The 20,779-nt window shown below is 41.7% G+C and carries 17 protein-coding genes; 6 read left to right on the forward strand and 11 right to left on the reverse strand.

Annotated features, from left to right (window positions below):
• Positions 1-142 precede the first annotated feature (142 nt).
• Entirely contained in the window at positions 143-2,416 is a 2,274-nt protein-coding gene (locus tag SIO70_RS14345) for a GH92 family glycosyl hydrolase (protein ID WP_320581546.1), read from the reverse strand.
• A 242-nt stretch (positions 2,417-2,658) separates the two neighbouring features.
• Here SIO70_RS14345 and SIO70_RS14350 point away from each other — a divergent pair, with 242 nt between their 5' ends.
• On the forward strand, positions 2,659-3,213 hold the full coding sequence (locus tag SIO70_RS14350; RefSeq protein WP_320581547.1) for a hypothetical protein: 555 nt from the start codon (positions 2,659-2,661) through the stop codon (positions 3,211-3,213).
• A gap of 448 nt (positions 3,214-3,661) precedes the next feature.
• Here SIO70_RS14350 and SIO70_RS14355 read toward each other — a convergent pair whose 3' ends face one another.
• The 5 genes from SIO70_RS14355 to SIO70_RS14375 all read right to left on the reverse strand — a co-directional run bounded on the left by SIO70_RS14355 (position 3,662) and on the right by SIO70_RS14375 (position 6,247).
• Positions 3,662-4,369, reverse strand: a complete 708-nt coding sequence (locus SIO70_RS14355; RefSeq protein ID WP_320581548.1) for a PRC-barrel domain-containing protein — start codon at positions 4,367-4,369, stop codon at positions 3,662-3,664.
• A 251-nt stretch (positions 4,370-4,620) separates the two neighbouring features.
• Positions 4,621-5,160 carry an AraC family transcriptional regulator gene (locus SIO70_RS14360; protein ID WP_320581549.1) on the reverse strand — a complete coding sequence of 180 codons (540 nt, stop codon included), beginning with the start codon at positions 5,158-5,160 and terminating at the stop codon, positions 4,621-4,623.
• Between the two features lie 149 nt (positions 5,161-5,309).
• A complete protein-coding gene (locus SIO70_RS14365; RefSeq protein ID WP_320581550.1) occupies positions 5,310-5,672 on the reverse strand; it encodes a cupin domain-containing protein in 363 nt (120 codons plus the stop codon).
• Between the two features lie 120 nt (positions 5,673-5,792).
• On the reverse strand, positions 5,793-6,023 hold the full coding sequence (locus SIO70_RS14370; RefSeq protein ID WP_320581551.1) for an SHOCT domain-containing protein: 231 nt from the start codon (positions 6,021-6,023) through the stop codon (positions 5,793-5,795).
• Positions 6,024-6,061: 38 nt separating this feature from the next.
• The gene (locus SIO70_RS14375; protein ID WP_320581552.1) at positions 6,062-6,247 is read right to left on the reverse strand and encodes a hypothetical protein; all 186 of its coding nucleotides are present in this window, start codon (positions 6,245-6,247) and stop codon (positions 6,062-6,064) included.
• Between the two features lie 622 nt (positions 6,248-6,869).
• Here SIO70_RS14375 and purL point away from each other — a divergent pair.
• Complete coding sequence (purL, locus tag SIO70_RS14380; protein ID WP_320581553.1) at positions 6,870-10,526, forward strand: phosphoribosylformylglycinamidine synthase; 3,657 nt, start codon at positions 6,870-6,872, stop codon at positions 10,524-10,526.
• A 93-nt stretch (positions 10,527-10,619) separates the two neighbouring features.
• Here the strand turns inward: purL and SIO70_RS14385 are convergent, their stop codons facing one another.
• Complete coding sequence (locus SIO70_RS14385) at positions 10,620-11,129, reverse strand: ribonuclease H (RefSeq protein ID WP_320581554.1); 510 nt, start codon at positions 11,127-11,129, stop codon at positions 10,620-10,622.
• Between the two features lie 512 nt (positions 11,130-11,641).
• Between SIO70_RS14385 and SIO70_RS14390 the strand changes: the two genes are divergently transcribed.
• The gene (locus SIO70_RS14390) at positions 11,642-12,001 is read left to right on the forward strand and encodes a hypothetical protein (RefSeq protein WP_320581555.1); all 360 of its coding nucleotides are present in this window, start codon (positions 11,642-11,644) and stop codon (positions 11,999-12,001) included.
• A 349-nt stretch (positions 12,002-12,350) separates the two neighbouring features.
• Here SIO70_RS14390 and SIO70_RS14395 read toward each other — a convergent pair whose 3' ends face one another.
• A complete protein-coding gene (locus SIO70_RS14395; RefSeq protein WP_320581556.1) occupies positions 12,351-13,763 on the reverse strand; it encodes an SDR family oxidoreductase in 1,413 nt (470 codons plus the stop codon).
• 309 nt (positions 13,764-14,072) lie between these two features.
• Between SIO70_RS14395 and SIO70_RS14400 the strand changes: the two genes are divergently transcribed.
• Positions 14,073-14,468: a response regulator gene (locus SIO70_RS14400; RefSeq protein ID WP_320581557.1), complete on the forward strand. Its 396-nt coding sequence runs from the start codon at positions 14,073-14,075 to the stop codon at positions 14,466-14,468.
• Between the two features lie 404 nt (positions 14,469-14,872).
• Here the strand turns inward: SIO70_RS14400 and SIO70_RS14405 are convergent, their stop codons facing one another.
• Both SIO70_RS14405 and SIO70_RS14410 read right to left on the reverse strand, forming a co-directional pair.
• Positions 14,873-16,789 (reverse strand): alpha/beta hydrolase-fold protein, encoded by a 1,917-nt coding sequence (locus SIO70_RS14405; RefSeq protein ID WP_320581558.1) that lies wholly within the window; start codon positions 16,787-16,789, stop codon positions 14,873-14,875.
• 177 nt (positions 16,790-16,966) lie between these two features.
• Entirely contained in the window at positions 16,967-17,347 is a 381-nt protein-coding gene (locus SIO70_RS14410) for a helix-turn-helix domain-containing protein (protein WP_320581559.1), read from the reverse strand.
• Positions 17,348-17,466: 119 nt separating this feature from the next.
• Here SIO70_RS14410 and SIO70_RS14415 point away from each other — a divergent pair, with 119 nt between their 5' ends.
• Both SIO70_RS14415 and SIO70_RS14420 read left to right on the forward strand, forming a co-directional pair.
• The gene (locus SIO70_RS14415) at positions 17,467-18,261 is read left to right on the forward strand and encodes an SDR family oxidoreductase (protein WP_320581560.1); all 795 of its coding nucleotides are present in this window, start codon (positions 17,467-17,469) and stop codon (positions 18,259-18,261) included.
• 19 nt (positions 18,262-18,280) lie between these two features.
• Positions 18,281-18,604, forward strand: coding sequence for a nuclear transport factor 2 family protein (locus SIO70_RS14420; RefSeq protein WP_320581561.1), 324 nt, complete (start codon positions 18,281-18,283; stop codon positions 18,602-18,604).
• 215 nt (positions 18,605-18,819) lie between these two features.
• Here the strand turns inward: SIO70_RS14420 and SIO70_RS14425 are convergent, their stop codons facing one another.
• Positions 18,820-20,604, reverse strand: coding sequence for a hypothetical protein (locus SIO70_RS14425; RefSeq protein WP_320581562.1), 1,785 nt, complete (start codon positions 20,602-20,604; stop codon positions 18,820-18,822).
• Between the last annotated feature and the right edge of the window lie 175 nt (positions 20,605-20,779).

Consider the following 20,779-nt stretch of genomic DNA (forward strand, 5'->3'; position numbering starts at 1 on the left):
CAATTTCTAATCCTTAGGCATTCATTATACGCCATCTGCTTAAAAAATAATAGTTCTGAATAAGCCCCCACGAGCTGGCACAGGAGCGTAAGCTTTAATACTGAAAAGCCCCCGAATATTCCGGGGGCTTTTCAATAGTCTTTTATTTTGATGGTGGCCTCACCTGTGTACCCCATGTAGAAGGTTTATCTCCCATTTCCAGTACCAGTTCTCCTCCATTTACAATATCCTGGTGCTCTAACCAGGACTTATCATAATCCTGCCCATTCAGTTTTACCGACCTGATATAACTATTCTTTTTTGAAAGATGATGTGCGATGATGGCAAAATCCTTTCCATTTTCCTGATGAATTACCGTCTTACTAAAATACGGTGCATTGATCAGGTAATAAGACTGTCCTGCATTTGGGAAGAGCCCCATCATATGAAAATCCAGCCAGGAAGACATCGCGCCGGAATCATCATTACCGGGCAAACCGGCAGCAGATGTATTATAACTGCTGTCTATAATGTGATGGATTCTTATAGAGCTCAGATCCGGTCTGCCTATCCAGTGATATAAATTGGGCGTGAGGAAGGAGGGTTCATTGGATACATTGTAGTACTTGTTGTTAAAGAATATATCCAGTCTTTTTCTGAATGCTTCTTCTCCGCCACTTTTGCTGATCAGCGTTTTCACATCGTGTGGTACATACAAAGAATATTCCCATGAGCTGGCCTCATAAAAAAATGCACACCACCAACATACACACATCGGATAATCTACTGCCAGCGGATTGTATTCCATCTTTTTGACAGGCGCATTCAGCACATTACAGTCAATGGTGTCCACCCATCTTCCATCGGAATTCCGGGGGAGTATAAACCCGGTAGCACCATTGTTCTCATAGGGTCTCCATAGATTCTGCCAGTTATCAGATTGTTTTAGAAAACGGTTGTACAGTCTATCCTGTTGCAGCCCTTTTGCAACGGTGGCGATACAATAGTCGTTGTATGCATATTCTACCGTACGTGTGCCTGCTCTTACAAAGCGTGTAGATACATAGCCCAGGGTATTATAATCCGTCAATCCACCACGGCCTTCTTTTTCTTCAATTCCTCCCGGGGGCACGTCGGCGTTTTTCAGCATCGCCTGCAGGCCCTGGTTGTAGTCAATGCCCTGAAGTCCTTTTACATAGGCATCGGCAATCAGCACATCGGCATTGGAACCTCCCTGTGTACGGCCATTGTAATTACCACTGCGTGCGTCAGGCATGTAACCATCACGATGGTAGATGTTCAGCAGGGAATTGACAATACTGACTTCCCTGGAAGGCGTAATGAGGGTGAGTAATGGATTGGAAGAACGGAAGGTATCCCATATGGCATAGAAATCGTCATAATAAGGCTCATTAGAGATCCATAAAGGATTTTCTCCGGTTCTGTCCACAGGCATCAGCATGGTGTGATACAGGCCGGTATAAAACATAATGCGCTGCTCCTGTGTAGCGGATTGGTCGATCTCTACTTTGTTAAGTAGCTTTTCCCATTTTTGCTGGGTGGCTGCCAGTACTTTGTTAAACTGCCAGTCAGGAATTTCCTGATCCAGGTTATAGCGGGCTTTCTCTGCGCTGATGTAGGAGATGCCAATTTTTACCTGTATCGTATCTCCGGCTGCGCCATCAAAATAGGCGATAGCCCCGGTCTTTTCGCCGGAGTCAAACTGGGTGTTTTTCCCGGGGTATAATTGTTTGTTCTTCCAGGTGGAGAAGGTATTGAAAGGATGGTCGAACAACAGGGTGAAATAAACTGTATAGGCTGAACCGTTATTCCATCCTCCCCTGATGCGGGTGTAGCCCCTTATCTCGTTATTGCCCGTTACTGTTACTTCAGCGCCTACGAACTGCTGTGCCTCGCGTGCATCCGGATCGGGGGTAGACGGTTCACCGAGGAAGAAACCGGCATCCAGTTTTATGGCTTTCTTTCCTTTTTTGTCAAATACAAAACGATAGAAGGAGGCTCTGTCGGCGGTGGTCAGTTCTGCTTTGATCTTCCACTTTTCCAGTAGTATGCTGTAATAGCCGGCTTTGGCGATCTCCTCACCCCTGGGGGATTCCTGGTAGATGGAATCAAAATCGCCGGAGAAAGGCATGATCTGGATGTTCCCGTATTTGGGACCGCCACCGGTACCACTTACATGGGTCTGGCTAAAGCCCAGGAGGGGGGCTTTCTTATCCGCAATATATCCGCTGTTGCTATGGCCTTTACAATCCGGGCCTGGTTTTACCATGCCAAAGGGGGTAGATGGGCCTACAAAGATATGTCCATCTCCACCGGAGCCGATGAAAGGATCTACGGAGGTATATAAGGGGGATTGTGCTGCTGTATATTGAAAAAATACAGAGACCGCTGCGAATGATAGAATAATCCGTTTCATAACGTTTGTGTTTTGTCTGACGACCGATGTCGTTTACAAGATAGGGCGGTCTTTTGTTTTTTTCATCAGGGTGGGGAATAAATTTGCCAGCTGGTTAGGGGGCAATTTCCCGGGTTAACAATTTCTATCAATTCAAGCGTGCATTTTCGCTTTCCTTACAAAATCAACTCCCGGACTGACGAGAAACATAGTTATTGCCAATTATTACTCTTACGTTAGTGACTAATTAACATTAAAGAACTATGAAATTATTCTATTATTTCGCCCTCTCCACGTTATGTTTTACTGCCTGCACCAGCATTCAGAGTAAGAAACATGTAAATACAGAGGGACTTGTCATCACAGACAAGCTTTTAGGGACTACTTCCTTATGTAGTATCAGCGATGTCATTAAAACACTAGCCCCTGCAAGGGTTGATACTACCAATACGGATTATGAGAAGGGGAAATGGTATTATGTAAAGGCTACATTGAAAGATAGCTCCTACCTGCTGATGGAAACTTCAGATATCAATGGAGGTAAGGTACAGCGGTTGTCAACAAATTCTGCTAAATTGATTACAACATCAGGATATGGAGCCGGGACCACCATAGGGGAACTGTTTGACAAGAATGAGGAGGTGGCTGTGACAAAAGAGTGGAGTAAGATATTTTTCAAGATCAAGAAGGATAATGTGTTTTTGCAGGCCGATGAAAGGTTCTTCCAGGATTTACCTGCTGAATTGAATTTTGATGTGTTTAAGAAATATCGCCAGGTACCGTTGACATTGCTGGTGGTAACGCCGGTGTGTCAGTAAGAGGGGGAACCTGGATAAATGGGTATTGTTCAGATGAAGATAATTGAATACTAACGCCGGAGATTAATTCTTCGGCGTTATTTAGTATACCGTTTATGATCACGTTGGCGCATTGTTTTGTGATGATGAGTCCTAAACCAGGGTGGTGTGTAAGGATATAGAAACTTTCTTGACGAGTAGTTAATTTGCCTTTATAAAATGTAAGTTTAGTTTTAAAATCGTACGGATATAGCCGATATGATAGCAGGAGAGGGGTAGTAAGTGTGTATTATAAATTCGGGAAGAAGGTAATGCCGGCGAGGGAAAGGAGTGGTGCTACGGAGACAGCGCAAGGGCGGTTGAATTTGTAGAAGAAGGAAAGCCGGAGGGGGGATGTCCGGCTTTCGGTAACTGGTCGGATAGGTCTATGGTCTGTTATGATTATTTTATTTTTCATCAGTGCTCTTTACTATTGGGTGAATTCCGCTATATCAAATAACCTGCTTTGTTTAACTTCCTCCAGTGTAATATTTATTATCACTTTGGAGTCCTTCCATTGTATCGCCTGGATATTACTGACAGGTAACAATACTTTTTTTCCGGGGAAAAAGTTATGTGTATCCACTACAAAGAATATTACTTTCCAGGTATGATCCTCTATTATAAAGTCTTTTACATGGCCGATATCGCCATCTGTAGCATGAATATCATACCCTGCAACAACCTTTGTACTATGTAAGTGCGTATTGCTATCGGCTGAAGAAAGAGGATGGTGTGTATCTGTCTCAAAGGTAATATTCGTTGAAGAAGTAGGGGCGAGTATCCCCCAAACACCACTGGCAGAAAATCCACCCTCCCAGTAATTTGGCCAGGGGTAATGGTTGAATAATTCAACTTCCTGATCCTGCGATACCGGTTTCTCTGTATCAATAGCCGGACTGTTGCTTACCTGCGATTTTGTAAGATTTACACTGAATAAGCCGGTTTTGCCGGACTCTTTAAGGATGGTATCGGGAGATATCAATACTTTTCGGCCAGACAACCAATTGCCGGTTTCAACAACCAGGTAACGAATCGTCCAGGTGACATCATCGAAATAAAACGCTGTTACTTTTCCCATTTCACCATCTGTGGCTTCCAGGTGATAGCCTATCAGACTACTTATATTGATTTGCATGATTGTAATTTTTTGATATCAGTGTACAGCTCCCTTTCAATTTTGAATGTGGGACCGTACCATTTTTGCTACTTCCTTTATTCAGTTTATCCTATCCGATACCCATTGTTAATGCAGTTATGCCTGCCATGGTTCCTTATTAGTAAAGGTCACCTAATTGTGTTCCTTATAATTATACTATTATAGAATTAACTTGTATAATTCACAGGTCCGGGCATTAACTTATGCTGTACTGATAGCTGGAAAATCTTTTATAAATTTTCGAGTAGGTTAAGCTTTTTATTTTTCAGGGTTTTGAAATAGGTAGGGGTTAAACCTGTTATTTTTTTAAACTGATGGGATAGGTGTGAGACACTACTATAATGGAGTTTGTAAGCTATTTCAGAGAGGTTAAGTTCGTCGTAAATAATCAGTTCTTTTACTCTTTCTATTTTATGCATTATTATGAAATGCTCGATAGTGGTTCCTTGTGTTTCAGAGAAAATATTTGCCAGGTAGGTATAGTTATAGCCTAATTTTTTACTTAAATAATCAGAGAAATTTGTTTTAGGCAGGTCATCAGCATAGTGAACCATTTCGATAATCACATTTTTTATACTTTCAATCAGAATAGCTTTTTTGTCGTCTATCAGTTCGAGCTTTGATCTTAGCAGAATTACCTTTAATTTTTCTCTTTGCTTTGGAGTGATTTCTTCCAATACATTTACTTCTCCTAAGTTTACAGTTACATAGTGAAGACCTAATTCTTTAAATGCTTCTTTAACAACCATCTTACAACGGATGCTAACCATGTATTTGATGTATAATCTCAATGTTTATAAGTTATGTTGGCTTATTGACACTTATAGGTCACAAATGACAGGCCAAATTCTTATAAGAATACCTACCCACGGTAGTCCTGATGCTTGAATTTTAAAGCATACTTGCGGCGAACAGGGGTTTAGTCTTCATAACCGCTTTTAATAATTGTCGAAATCATTTTAAATTGTTCATCAGCACTAAAGCAATGTGTGGAGTGCGCGGGTATAATAATTCCCTGTCCCTGGGCTAATTTGTATAGTTTATTATCAATGGTAATTGTAGCAACGCCATCTATTATTTGAATATAGTTATCAAAAGGAAGTGTTTTTTCTACCAATTCTTCTCCTGCTGCAAAGGCAGAGACTGTTATATTGCCAGTATCTTTCTTTAAAATAATTCTGTTTAGTACCGAGTTGGGCATATACTCAATGATTTCAACAATGAAATGAATTTCCTTTTTATTCATTTCGCTGGCATCAGGTATATTTTTGTGTTTATCCATTTATTTGACAATTTGTTATCAGGCATATGGCCTGTTATTTAACAATATTTGTACAGTAAACAATTCCTGGCAGTGCTATGGTTATAAATAGTGGGTTGCTGATTTATATTTAATAATTTTTCAGGACAAATTGGAAGAATCATTTTCCAGTATTTTCTTCTTTTCCTGGTACTCAGTATTAGTGATTTGACCAAGTGCAAACCGCCTTTTTAGAATATCGAGTGGCGCCTCTCTCTTTCTTCGCTGCCCGGGAATATCGTAAGGGATAGCGAATATCCAGAAGATGAAAATCATCCACACAAACCACCATACCAGGTGCATTCCCCAAAAATGATAACCGTCGTAAAACATAGTATTTATTTAAAAATGTGAATATGAGAACTGTAATATTAAGTTATGGCAACAACTGGTTTCTTACTGGTTTTTATTTTCTTTTTAGTTTTACTTACAATCTGGTTGATGGATTTTTCAACGGCCTTTGTAATTTCACTAATAAGAGAAACATTATAAGCTATTAATACTTTCTTTACAGCATTAGTAAGCTTTTCCTTTAATAAGCGCTTTTTTTTACCCATGATCTGGTAGATTTAATTTGATATTTTATTTTAGAAGAAATTAACACTGCTATTACATATTAATTGTTCAAGGGCTGGTTAACATCTTCTGTGGATTATACTGAACCCAGGTAAAGGTCAATGATTGTTTAATTGAAAGTGTTACGTAATAATGTAAAATCGTTGTATCATTCACACATTCCTGGAATGTAATGATTCGATGATAGCCTTCTCTTGAATAGATTGCGATCACCTGAAAAAGGAATTACTAAGGAGATCCTGCCAGGTTAAATCACAACTTCTTCATGATGCATTATTTCCTGCATGTAAGTTTTGCAGGCAAGAAAAAATTGAAATTTGTCCGATATGATTGATTTATTGTTTTATTGAAAGGTTCCGTTTATGATCCCCGATCATTGGCTAACAATATGCAATATTTATCAAATCCTGGTTAGTGAAGGACGGAGGCGGGCATCATATATCTTATAGCTCAAAGGGTGGAAAGTTTTACCTGCTTTTGTCAATTTAAAGGGAAAGCTAAAACCATTAAAATTTTAGCAAAAATAAATAGCGATTTCACCACCTTTAAATGGAAAGGTAATTTGGCATATTTTATTTTACTTTTGCAAATAATTGACCAGGTATGATCCATTTTTTTTCAAATAGTTTTAATACAATTTTTGGGGTTCAGAAAGCACAGGAGCTAACACCCTCGGATATTTCAAAGCTGTGCTGGCTGTTCGGGAATGCACAATTACACCAGGAAAAAGTACTGAAAGATTATTATGTGGGGCCCCGTGCGGCTATGGTTACACCCTGGAGTACGAATGCGGTGGAAATCACCCAGAATATGGAAATTCAAGGGATCACACGTATTGAAACCTACAGTAGGGTAGATCCTGACTTTAACGATTTTGACCCTATGCTGTTGCAGAAATATGCTGAATTGAACCAGGATATCTTCACCATCAGCATTGTACCAGAACCAATTATCGAAATTGAGGATATTGCCGCCTATAACCGAAAGGAAGGCTTATCATTAAGTGAGGAAGAAGTTGATTATTTAAATAATCTGTCCCTGAAAATGGGGCGTAAACTGACGGATTCTGAAGTATTTGGTTTTTCGCAGGTAAATTCTGAGCACTGCCGCCATAAAATATTTAACGGAAAATTTGTGATAGATGGGCAGGAACAACCATTATCCCTGTTTAAGCTTATTCGTAAAACATCCGAAACCAATCCAAACAGTATTGTATCTGCCTATAAGGACAATGTGGCTTTTGTAAAAGGCCCTATGGTGCAGCAATTTGCACCAAAACGTCCGGATGTGCCTGATTTCTATGAGGTTAAAGAATTCGAATCGGTTATTTCATTAAAAGCCGAAACACATAACTTCCCGACTACCGTAGAACCTTTTAACGGGGCAGCCACAGGTGCTGGCGGTGAGATCAGAGACAGGCTGGCAGGTGGTCAGGGATCTATTCCGTTGGCAGGAACAGCAGTGTACATGACGGCGCTTTCCCGTCTTACTACAGGCAGAGATTGGGAAAACCAGGTAGCGGAACGTAAATGGCTGTACCAGACCCCTGTTGATATCCTGATCAAGGCGTCAAACGGGGCATCTGATTTCGGAAATAAGTTCGGACAGCCCCTGATCACTGGTTCTCTGCTCACTTTTGAGCATGAAGAGCATGGGATGACCCTTGGCTACGATAAAGTGATAATGCAGGCAGGTGGTATTGGCTATGCCAAAGCGAGTCAGGCTACTAAACTGAAGCCATCCGTTCATGACAAGGTGGTGATCCTGGGTGGTGACAATTACCGTATTGGTATGGGCGGAGCTGCCGTTTCATCTGCAGATACAGGTGCATTTGATTCAGCAATAGAGTTAAATGCCGTACAGCGTTCTAACCCTGAAATGCAGAAGCGTGTAGCGAATGTAGTGCGTGGCCTGGTAGAAAGTGATCATAATACAATTATATCTATACACGACCATGGTGCGGGAGGACACCTGAACTGCCTGTCAGAACTGGTAGAAGAAACGGGTGGGCTGATTGACCTCGATAAACTGCCAGTAGGCGATCCGACCCTCTCTGCCAGGGAAATTATTGGCAACGAATCACAGGAGCGTATGGGTATCGTGATCGGCCAGGAGAATATTGAAACCATGCAGCGTATTGCTGAACGTGAACGTTCTCCTATGTATGTAGTAGGGGAGGTCACCGGCGACCATCGTTTTACATTTAAGTCTGCCACTACAGGGGCGAAGCCAATGGACCTGGACATGGCTGACATGTTTGGCAGTTCTCCGAAAATATACATGCGGGATAAAACCATTACCCGCAGCTACCAGCCGGTAACCTACGATGTACAAAAATTACAGCAATACCTGGAACAGGTGCTGCAACTGGAAGCTGTAGCCAGTAAAGACTGGTTAGTGAATAAAGTGGACCGTTGTGTGAGTGGCCGTGTAGCTAAACAGCAATGTGCCGGCCCGCTACAGTTACCATTGAACAACTGTGGGGTAATGGCCCTGGATTTTCAGGGGCAGCACGGTATTGCTACTTCAATTGGGCATGCCCCGCTGTCAGCACTGATCAACCCAGCTGCAGGTAGCCGTAATGCGATTGCAGAAGCGTTGTCCAACATCGTTTGGGCACCTTTGAAGGATGGCATTACCAGTGTATCATTATCGGCCAACTGGATGTGGCCATGTAAGAACGAAGGTGAAGATGCAAGATTATATGAAGCGGTAGAAGCGTGTTCCGACTTTGCTATCGCATTAGGCATCAACATCCCTACAGGGAAAGATTCATTATCCATGAAGCAGAAATACCCTGATAAGGAAGTGATTGCACCTGGCACTGTGATTATATCAGCAACGGGCCATTGCGATGACATTAAGGCTGTCGTGGAGCCTGTATTAAGAAAAAGTGGTGGCAGTATCTATTACATCAATCTTTCAGGAGATAAATATAAATTAGGAGGGTCCTCTTTTGCGCAGATCGTAAATAAGATTGGAGACCAGACACCTGATGTGGTGAATGCCGCTACTTTTAAGCAGGCATTCGACACCCTGCAACAGCTGATCAAAGCCGGAAGTATACAGGCAGGTCATGACATAGGCAGTGGTGGTTTGATTGTGACGCTGCTGGAGCTTTGCTTTGCAGATCGTGACCTGGGTGCCAATATTGACCTGAGCGGATTGGGAGAGGAGGATATTATTAAGATCTTATTTGCAGAGAATAATGGGGTGGTTTTCCAGGCAGACGCTTCGGTAGAAGCATTACTTGAAAAAGCTGGCATTGCTTATCATAAGATAGGGGAAGTGACTGCAACAGCTGCATTAACGGTGAAGCATGCAACGGGCGACTGGAAATTTGACATCAACCACCTGCGGGATGTATGGTCTACGACATCCTACCTGTTGGACCAAAAGCAATGTGGTACCGTAAAAGCAAAAGAGCGTTTTGAAAATTATAAGAACCAGCCGCTGAAATTTACGTTCCCAGCTGGATTTACGGGAAAGAGACCTGTCATTGATGGTACAAAACCCCGTATCAAGGCCGCAGTATTGCGTGAAAAGGGGAGTAACTCTGAGAGGGAGATGGCGAATGCGATGTACATGGCTGGGTTTGATGTAAAGGATGTGCATATGACCGACCTTATATCAGGGCGTGAAACGCTGGAAGATATTCAGTTCTTAGGAGCTGTAGGTGGTTTCTCCAATTCTGATGTGTTGGGATCTGCAAAAGGTTGGGCGGGAGCATTCCTTTATAACCCGAAGGCAAAGGAGGCAATCGAAAAATTCTTTAGTCGTAAAGATACCCTTTCATTGGGCATCTGTAACGGTTGTCAGTTGTTTGTAGAACTGGGATTAATCAACCTGGATCATGGAGAAAAGCCACGTATGTTGCATAATGACAGCCATAAACATGAGAGCATCTTTACATCGGTGACAATCCAGGAGAATAAATCGGTACTGTTGTCAAATCTTGTGGGTAGTACTTTAGGTGTGTGGGTTTCACATGGAGAGGGGAAATTTGACTTCCCATATGAAGAAGATAAATACAACATCGTCGGTAAATATGGTTATGACGGTTATCCGGCTAATCCAAATGGATCTGGTTTTAACGCGGCTATGCTGTGTGATGTAACAGGCAGGCACCTGGTAATGATGCCGCATATAGAACGTTCCATATTTCAGTGGAACTGGGCGCATTATCCTGACGGACGTAAGGATGAAGTATCTCCTTGGTTGACAGCGTTTGTAAATGCAAGGGAATGGCTGGAGAAGTAAGTATCTGACTAAGTTTGTTTATTATAAGAAGAGGTCGTATCATTAATAAGATACGGCCTCTTTTAATTCGGGTAGCTTGATGGAGGTAGTCCATTAAAAGCCTTTTCTGCGTAGCTCTTCTCTCATGATCTTTCTGACCAGTTTATCTGCATCAATATTATAATTGATATCAATACCCTGTTTTTGATGCGCTTTTACCTTGGTAAATATCAATTGAATCTGTGCCCCCAGGATATAGAGTTCCTGTACCAAGTCAGCATTACGTATTAAAGTCCCCTTACTGGTGGTGAAGTTTGCATTGCTAAGTTTATATTGTCGCTCCATCAATCCTGTTACATACTGGCTATCAGAGTAAATGTACAGGTATTGGATGCCTTTAAAATTGTTTTGAGCATATTTTATACCTTCTATAACAGCGGATAATTCCATCCTGTTATGTGTAGTGTCTTGTACGCTGCCGGACAAAACCACTTTCTCCCCGTCAGTCAATATGATGGCAACCCATGCTCCCTGGCCACTTTGGGTGTGACAGCTTCCATCTGTATATATAGCCGCTCTATTGATCATGTTTACAAAGGTAAGATGAATTTCGTCGGTTGACATACAGGTTGTTATGTGCAAGCCAATGTTTGTGCATCAATATTTGATAAAATAGGGCGGGATCATACTAAGTTGGATATTGGGCGAAGATGAAAGGTGCGGGTATTGAAGTGGTTGTTTTTCGGGAAATATTTTCAGGGAATGTTTTGGTGAATGTTTCAGGGAATGTTTCGGTGAATGTTTTTTCGGGAAAGTTTTCAGGGAATGTTTTTTGGAAATGTTAGAAATTTAGGCAACCAGCGGATGATCTGGGAATGCTCCAATTAGAACTTATGAAAGAGGTTCGGTATCAACTAAAAATCACCATTCTATCGGAACAAGCCGATTGTGCAGACCGATCATTAAATCCTGAAATTTGGAACCCGAACTGCAAGGGATTTTGTAAAGTTAGCAGGTAGTTGGTATTTTTACAACTTCGGGGATTAAGTGCTTGTCAAAAGTAAAACACCAGATGCTACTATTGGGTCTGCATATACCGCACTTATTTAATTCCTTTTTAACTAAATCTTATGAAAATGTACAAACTATTATGTGGATTTCTGCTGCTTTTCTGCCTGCAAACCAAAGCGCAATCTAAAGATTCATTGAATGTAAAGCTGGCTGACGCCAAACGTGAGATATTGGCGAATGTCGTTATTAACGACAACGCGAATAAGGCATTTGATGCGTTAACACAGAAAGCAACAGAGGCGTACCAGCACGATGGATCAAGTAAAAACCTGGCTAAGATCCTGGAACGCTACCGGACATTGTTAACAGAAATCAAAGGTGCACAGACACCTAAAGCCAACAATACCGAAGAGTTTGAAGTTAGCTACGAATCTATAAAGAAAGCGAAGTTGAAACTTTGTCCGCTTTATCCTTTTTGCGATTAAGTGGAAATAGCTCCGATGTGCGTCGCCAATCAGTTCATACAATAGTGATGAAAAATAAATTGGTTTACTGACCATTGAGCGAACCAATATAGATTGGAAAATGAGAAGCTTACAATAAAGTAAATAGCTAAAAAATGCAAAATCCGCTTTTAGAGCGGATTTTGCATTTTTTGTGCCTGGTAGGGTAAGTTTTTGAACCAGGCTATGAAATCAAGGACCTGGTATTGTAGAAGATGTGTTTTATGGATAAGTTGATCGGATCACAGATTGTTTTCTACGAATTGTTTGCCAGGGAAAGATGGATATCTGAATGCCGGCAACCTACCCATTCCTGACTTTTTTAAATTTATCAGGTTGTTGCTATTTTTCGGAGCATGCCGCGGAATATGAAATAATGAAATGGGAGCATCAGGTACCAGTAAAAACGTCCGGTAAGCCCTACAGGTCTGAAAGTGGCTTCCTGGCGAATTATTCCTGCATCGGAGACACTAAATTCTAACCATGCTTCACCTGGTAATTTCATTTCTGCATATAGCAATAACCTGTTTCGGGTATGATCCGCATACAGCACCCTCCAAAAATCAAGACTATCTCCTATTGCCAGACGTGTTGCATGTTTTCTTCCACGTTTAAGTCCGACGCCGCCAAATAATTTATCTATAAACCCTCTGATTTCCCAAAGCCAATCTGCGTAGTACCATCCAACGTTTCCTCCTATAGAAAAAATTTTATCAATTGAACTTTGGATGTTTTCAGCTTTGAGGTATCGGCAATCTTTAAAACAACCATATTGAGGCACCTGGATATGATATGGCAGGCTATGAAGATTGTTGCCAGAGCTGAGGGCATCTTTCCAGGTAGATAATACCATATCCTGTTCTATTTTATCAAAGGCCATCCTGATAGCCATGCGGTAGTTGATAAGGGAGATTCCTAATGTTTCTGCCAGGTTATTGGGGCGTGCAACAGTTTCTACCTTCATACTATCGACAAGGTTTCTGGCAAGCATGTAGGAGGTAGACGTTACGAAATATAGCCAATAAGACGAAAGTCTTGGTGTCATTACGGGCACTGTTAAGATGTATCTTTTCAATCCTCTTTCTTCAGCAAAGATCTGGAGCATTTCTTTATATGTTAACTTATCCGCACCATACAAGTCGTAAGTTTTTCCGAAAGTTTCTTCTTTCAGGAGTACACCTGTCAGGAATTCAATTACGTTTCGGATGGCAATGGGTTGTGTATGTATATTGAGCCATGCAGGAGCGATCATAACGGGTAGTTTTTCTGTCAGGTCGCGGATTATTTCAAAGGATGCACTTCCTGAGCCAACTACAATTCCAGCGCGTAATACTGTAATGCTTGCCTTGCAATCTGCGAGTATTTCTTCCACCTGCTTTCTGGAATGCAGGTGTGTGGAAAGGTTATCTGCATTTACAATTCCGCCGAGGTAGATGATTTGTCTGGCGGAAGTGTAATTCATAGCGGATACAAAATTCATTGCAGAGCGTTTTTCCATTTCAGTAAAATCCCCTTTTTTACTCATGGAATGTACCAGGTAATATGCAGCGTCTATATCACGAGGGATCAACCCGGGGGATATGGGTTTCAGCAGGTCTGCTTCAATAATATGCGGTGTATATAATTCCTGGTTTACCCTGTTGCGATCTCTTACCAGGCAGTACACTTCATGACCTTGCTCAAGGAGTACGGAGAGTAATCTTTTGCCAATATAACCTGTGCTACCGGTTAGTAAAATTTTCATAAATAATATCTATTGTCAGTATTAATCTTAATACAGCATATAGGGAGCTTCTTTGCAGATAATAAATAGGAGGTCAGGAGGAAAAGGACTGCATCTATTGACAGTTTTAAAAGAGTATATAAGTAAATATACTGGAAATTTGTTGTTTAATGAATGATTCGGTAAATAAACATGATAGCGGTTTTGATATTTTATTATGTACCGATAAGTCACAAGATATATATGGTCTATTGTGCTTGATATTCACATTGGCTGTTTCATAGGTTTATTATGTTTTTGTTTAATTTACTAATGTGCTATATAAACAAATTGTCGAACCTTACTCAGGCTGTAAAAAGAAGTCTGCTTGCTGATGATGATCTGGACGATAATGTTGTTTTCATGGATGTTGTTAATGAGATTGACAATCAAATAAATGTTAGCATAGTAAATGATGGGGAGGAGCTGATCCGAACGATAGTGGAAAATGCTCCTAACATATTATTTTTGGATGTGTTTTTACCATTTAAAGATGGTAGGTCTTGTTTACGGGAGATCCGCGCAATGTCGGAGTTAAAAGGGCTTCCGATAATTATGTTTAGTGCATTACAAAGCGATGAGGTGATTGAAAGTTTTTACAGGGATGGGGCCAATGCTTACCTTGTAAAACCGGATACTGTCAGGGAATTAAGTTTCATTGGAACAATTACTGAATATTTTGCCTAATAATTTAGGGTGAATCTTTCAGATAGATGGCAGGTGATTATCGGATACCGAATCAACCACGAACAGCCTGATGCCTATAATCTCCCAGGTTTTTAACTTAATCACTTCGACGTTTAGAACTAAAAGTAATATTTAGAGATAACAAGCAGGCCCGGCAAAGATCTGGCAGACCTAATACTAGAACGAGGCCGTATCAGGAGTAAGATGCGGCCTCGTTGTATTTGGGTACCTAATGGAGATAAGTAGTCCTTTATGTAATTCTGAAGAGGTTTATTTATTTTGGATACATCCATTTTCGCCAAGTACCCGGTAACGGCAGGTTTTTGAGCCAAATGCTATTGATCACTAGCCGGTTATATCACTTATTTACAATAATGTAATTTTTGCGTCTTGTTGAAATGGCATTATTTGAATAACAATTGGGCAAACTTGTAGAGATTATTACGCCATACCGGCCAGGTATGGCCGCCAGGATATTCGCTGTAGTTATATTTAATCTGCATTTCATCAAACTTTGCCAGCATATTCTTGCAGTTGTTGTAGGCTATATCTTCTTTGCCGCCCATAGAGATCCAGAATTGTTTCAGGTTACCATTGATTTTGCTGGCTGACTCCTTCATAAAAGCATATTGCTGTTCCGCCGCCGGTTGTTTGCCACCAAACCAACCGGAACTGAACACGCCCAGGTAAGCAAATTGATCCGTGTTATTAACACCTGCATAAAGCGTTTGTATACCACCCATGGACAGGCCTGCCAATGCCCTGTGTTCCGCGTTGGCTATTGTACGATAATTTTTTTCAATAAAAGGAACCATAACGCGCATCAGTTCATTTTCAAAAGTTCTCAACGATTGCTCATTGAAGGTTCCTGAAGATACATTGCCATCCATCATCACCACCAGCATAGGTTTAGCTTGTTGTGCGGCAATGAGGTTGTCGAGGATCAGGTCTGTCTTGCCCTGCGCACTCCATCCTCGTTCATCCTCGCCCCCGCCATGCAACAGATAGAGCACCGGGTATCGCTCATTTATAGCACTATCATATCCTGGAGGCGTATATACAAGACAACGACGCCACGAATTGGTGACCGTTGAGAAGTAGCGCTTGATCCGTACATCACCATGAGGCACATCTTTAATAGCATAAAAAGCGCCATCGGCAAAAGGTATCTCAATACCAGCAGCCATACGACCCATTCCATAAAAAGTTTCGCTGGCCGGATCAGCAACGGCGACACCGTCTATCAACAGTGAATAGTAATGGAAGCCTTCACCGATAGAATCAGTCGTACCCGTCCAATAGCCTGCAGTATCCTTTATCAGATCATATTTTTTACCAAGATCGATCTGTACCCTTTGGGCCTGTGGGGCTTTCAAACGAAACACGACATGGTTGTCAGGCAATACCTGTGGGAAACTGGCATTGCGTACATTAGTAGCCGCAGGCGAACCAAGCAGTGTATATTGTGTAAACGTATTCGGATTAACAGGCTTAAAAAGCAACTGGGAAAACATATAAAGGCTGTTTTTCCAGACTTTGAAGTCATGTACACCCGGCTCTATATAATAAATATGTGGCACCTTGTTTTCATATAGGTAGTCATGTGTACGTTTACTAAAGCTAATCAGGTTATCATTATCGCCGCAGGAAATCCAAAGTAGTTTGAGTTGTCTTTTTGCAATTTCCGGATCAGGCACCAGTAACCCGGGGCTTCGGGTATTAGGAGCGGAAGAAAAACCGCCAACCCAGGCAAACCGGTCCAGATTACCCAGGCCAAAGTTAAGCGCCTGGCCTCCACCCATAGATAAACCCGCAATGGCACGGTGTTCTCTATCAGTAAAAACCGGGAAATGCTTTTCAACAAAGGGGATAAGGTCCTGTAGCAAGTCCTGTTCAAAAGTCGCGAACGCCTGCACTTTATCAGGTGCCATAATATTGCCTGTAGCGCGATCATCTTTCATCGCTCTTCCATTTGGCATAACGACAATCATGGGCGCTAGTTTGCCGGCAGCATACAGGTTATCCAGGATCACCTGCGGCGTGCCGCCGTTGAGCCACTCCTTCTCATCGCCACCAATGCCATGCAGTAGATACAATACAGGATATCTGGTTTTTTTGGAATAGCCGGGGGGCGTATACACGATGGCTTTGCGGGTAGTACCAACTGTTTTGGACGGGTACTGGATGGTATCGATTTTTCCGTGGAGAATCTCATTGCGCAGGGAATCAAAACCCTGAGGCGCATGGGTAACAATCGCCTGAGTATGCCCAGACATAGAGGCCATACAAAAAGCTGCAATGGCAAGGATCAACCTATTCATGGTTATTATGGATTTAGTTTAAACAGTTTAATACTACGTTCATACAGACGTGCGTAAACAGTGGCGGGTGGAATTTATTTTTACCAAACAATAGTAAGGTATTTTCCGAAGAAATCAGTGCTGTTTTGAAAGATTGAAGTCAATGGAAGGATATGATGTTATCAACTGCGGAGATACTCATTCCTTATCATTTAACGATGTTTTTTCGTGTGATCTCAGTATCAGGTTTCTCAGCCGGTCTTCATTTTCATCACCCCAATGGCCTAAAGCGGAGATGATGGGAATTAAAGTCTTCCCAAAATCGGTAAGATAGTATTCAACCTTGGGAGGTACTACCGGGTGTATTATTTTTGAAACAAGTTCATGTTGCTCAAGCTCGTTCAACTGCATATTTAAGACTCTCCGGGAAGCATCCGGAATTTTCCGTTGGAGTTCACTTGGCCGCCGGTGCCCTTCGTTGATAAACCATAATAACCTTATCTTCCACTTTCCATACAAGACCTCCGCAATTAGATCGAGTCCGCAATTCAGGTTCGGTAAAATTTTTCTTTCATACATAATAACAAAAATAACTGATGTTCCGCATTCATACAGGGATAAATTTATCCCTATATGAATTCTATTTCCGTACTTGTTTATAGTGATACGATGGTACAATTTTGTACAAATGTTAAGATATGCAAAACGGATTCCATTTCAATAACGAATTATCAGGTAAGATCGCATTGGTAACAGGTGGCACAAAAGGGGCGGGGAAAGCCATCGCTGAAAGATTGCTAAATGCGGGTGCTAAAGTAATTACTACAGCAAGAAAAGCCCCGGAAGAGCCGAATGTGCAAATTCATTTTATTGCAGCAGATCTCAGTAAATCCGAAGGAGCAAAGAAAGTGACAGAGGAGGTTTTGTCAACATATGGCAGGCTTGACATACTTGTAAACAATCTTGGTGGCGCTGAAACCCCTGGTGGTGGATTTGCGGTGTTGAGCGATGAAGATTGGGAACATACGCTTCAAACGAATTTGCTGGCGCCAGTGCGTTTAGACAGGGCATTTTTACCACAAATGCTGGCACAGAAAAGCGGCGTAATTATCCATATTGCATCCATCCAGGGGAAATTACCTTTGTTCGATTCCACCTTACCTTATGCGGCGGCAAAAGCAGGGCTCATCAATTACAGCAAAGGGTTGTCGAAAGAAGTATCTCCCAAAGGCATACGGGTGTTGACCGTATCACCAGGTTGGATCATGACCACAGCTGCCACCCGCATGGTAGAACGGATAGCAGAAAGCTCAAACACCACTATGCAGCAAGCCACGCAAAGCATTATGGACGCGTTAGGAGGAATACCTTACGGCAGACCGGCACAGCCTGAGGAAGTGGCCGAGTTGGTTGGCTTTTTGGTTTCATCCAGGGCGAATTATCTAACCGGAACAGAATTCATCATTGACGGAGGAACAATCCCTACGATTTAATAATTATCATATTGATACAATGAATTTACCAAAAGTAATAGCAGATTTAGTTCATGCACAGGACAGTTTTGATAGTATCGCTTACGCCAATTGTTTTTCTGAAACAGCGGTGGTATATGACGAAGGCAAAATGCATACAGGAAAAAAAGAAATACAGCAATGGATTACCGAAGCAAACAGGAAATATAAAACAACGATGAATCCAATAGCCTATGAGGAAAAAGGCGCTACATCTTTACTAACAGCAGAATTGTCAGGAACATTTCCGGGTAGCCCGATTGTGCTGTATTATCATTGTGAAATTACCGAAGGATTGATCAGTTCTTTGAGGATAACATCGTAATGAGTTTGATGTATAATCCCGGTATTGTATTAAGGCGGATGGTAGGTGTTAGCAAGAAATGCAACAGATTAGCAACCGGACCAGGCAAGGTAAAGACAGCGATTAAAATGAAGGATTGGTTTATAATATGAAATGCTCCTAAAAACTAACAGTTTTTAGGAGCATTTTTATGATGGAAAAGGAGGTGGAGTTGTTCAGGCTCCTGATGTTTGCCGTTATTTCATTTTCTTCAATATGTTTTTAACTGGATTAATAGAATCAAAAATATGGCTTAGGGCGCCAGGTGCCAGGGAATTGTTGTTGTTATGACATGTGAAACAGCTGAAAGTAGTTCCTTGCAGATAAGTTTCCATGGTACTGTTTGCCAGCAGACTGGTACCTATTGCGCTGCCTTTGGAGGTATCAGAGGAATAGACGTTTCCATTAGGAGCAGTGCCGCTATTCGTCCATGTGGCACCAATAAATACATAGTTTTTGCGAATATCATTGCCGGGGATCATACCCATAATATTATTGTTGATTGATATTACTTCAGTATTAGAAGCGGAAGCGCTGGTATCCTGTTGGTTGGGAACAAGGTTAAAAGCTGCACCGAAAGGGAAAAGACGCAGTGTATTGCTAGCGCTGATAGTTGTATAAGGTGCTTCAGCAAACAGTGTATTAACGCTGTCAGCAGTCATGTGAGGGTTATTGAAGGAGTCCGCCGGCAGAGAAGTATTGCCGTTAAAGAGCCAGTTGCCTTTGTCTGCTGGAACAGTTTTTACCACTTTGTTGGTATTGATATATTGATAAGACGGATTAGGTGTATTGCTATTATGTTCAAATGTAGCCCATATCATTTCCGGGTGACCAGCCACACTGCCTACTACGTGCATGCCTACCAATGCAAGTTTTACCTTTTGTTGACCGGTGACAGGCCATTGTGAAGGGGAGCTGGTATTGTAAGTAGGGATGATCGCGTCTATTGTGACAAAACCACTTGCGTCGCTGAGGCTATCTGCAATGATCCACGAAGTTTTTAATTCAATGGCCAGTGCATTGGAATCAGGAGGCAGACTGTAGCCTTGTTGTTTTGCGTAAGTCATAATGCTATCCAGGTCAGAGGGGGTAGTTGGGAACTGGTAACCTGACATATATTTAGCCTGCACGGCGGCCAGGAAATAAGCATACACGTCATTGACAAATGTTATATAATATACGAGCGAGCCATTTTGTGCCATTAGTGCATCTTGTGTAGCCTGTGCCAATTCTGTTTCTACCTGGTTGCCATTCATATCAAAGAAAACATTTCCATTGGGGGTAGCCAATGCATGGATGACGTTTTGGGGCTTTGTAAGCTTAGTAACGAATTGCGGTTTTTCAATGACTGCCCCTTGTTTATCTTTTAAAAGAATAATCCCATTTGCATCTTTCCCGACAGGGCCTAGTTCAATTATTTTGCCTGAACTGTTTTTTACCAGCACTTTTTCCCCGGCTTTGTGGAACAACACTTCAAATAGATGGCCTTTCCTGTCAGAGAATAAGGGCAGTCTGTTGGGACCATTTTTTCTGAGAGCAGGGACTACCGGTAGGATGGTACCCGGAAGATGTTTAATCAGTGTCATACCTCCGGAAGTATCAGGAGCGACCGTATAAAATACCGGTGATTCCAGTACTCTTCCAGTAGATCCATACTCGCCGGTGTTAGGAGACGTGACCCATAAGAACATGCGTTCGGACCATTGGTAGAAGTCGCAATTGTTTTGATGACCGAACGTGATACTATTGGCGGGAGTAACATGTCCGTTTTCTGTTGCTTTGCCTGTCAGGAACCATGTGTTAAATGTGTCTTGTGGGACGGTACAGGAAGATAATGCGTCTTGTGGTAATTGAATGGTGGAATAGGCGGTCTTGTTTTGTGAAAGTACAGTAGGCTTCTTGCTATTGTCTTTACATGCGCTCCATAGTAGGACGGCGCCTGTAACCGTAAGGAAAAGGAGTGCAATAATAGTGTTTTTCATCGTGTTCATTTTGGTTTTGAGGAAATAATTAGAAATCGTGTCCTTTGAAGATGTCGTATAGGTTATGATTATTACTAAAGATAGGGGAATGTGAGCAATTTGAAGTTTCTTCTTTTCCCCTTTTGGGAAGTTGAGAAAATATTGGTTTATATAATAGTCAAATTTAAGTTTCAGA

The sequence above is a fragment of the Chitinophaga sancti genome, assembly GCF_034087045.1.
Lineage (GTDB): Bacteria > Bacteroidota > Bacteroidia > Chitinophagales > Chitinophagaceae > Chitinophaga > Chitinophaga sancti_B.